This is a genomic window from Shewanella electrica (assembly GCF_022321485.1).
Taxonomy (GTDB): Bacteria; Pseudomonadota; Gammaproteobacteria; order Enterobacterales; family Shewanellaceae; genus Shewanella; species Shewanella electrica.
In genome coordinates, this window is the sequence record NZ_JAKOGG010000698.1 from 1 (window position 1) to 241 (window position 241).

1 protein-coding gene is annotated in these 241 nt (G+C 47.3%); it reads left to right on the forward strand.

Going from position 1 to position 241, the window contains the following annotated elements; all coding sequences use genetic code 11:
- Nucleotides 1–8 precede the first annotated feature (8 nt).
- Nucleotides 9–203 carry an eS28 family ribosomal protein gene (locus tag L9G74_RS23360; RefSeq protein WP_369123403.1) on the forward strand — a complete coding sequence of 65 codons (195 nt, stop codon included), beginning with the start codon at nucleotides 9–11 and terminating at the stop codon, nucleotides 201–203.
- Nucleotides 204–241: the final 38 nt, after the last annotated feature.

Consider the following 241-nt stretch of genomic DNA (forward strand, 5'->3'; position numbering starts at 1 on the left):
GAGACGTAATGGATACTCAACCCAAGCGAGCTAAGGTCGTTAAGTGCCTCGGACGAACTGGATCCAGAGGAGGAGTTACTCAAGTTAGAGTCGAATTCTTGGATACCCAACGATCCATCATCAGAAACGTCAAGGGACCCGTCAGAGAGGGAGATATTCTGATCCTTTTGGAGACTGAAAGAGAAGCTCGACGACTCCGATAAACTGTATCACTATGCTCTTTTGCGAATAATCACTCGCC

Excerpts from the sequence above, each read along its gene's own strand:
- L9G74_RS23360 (WP_369123403.1), top strand. The coding sequence starts at position 9 with ATGGATACTCAACCCAAGCGAGCTAAGGTCGTTAAGTGCCTCGGACGA.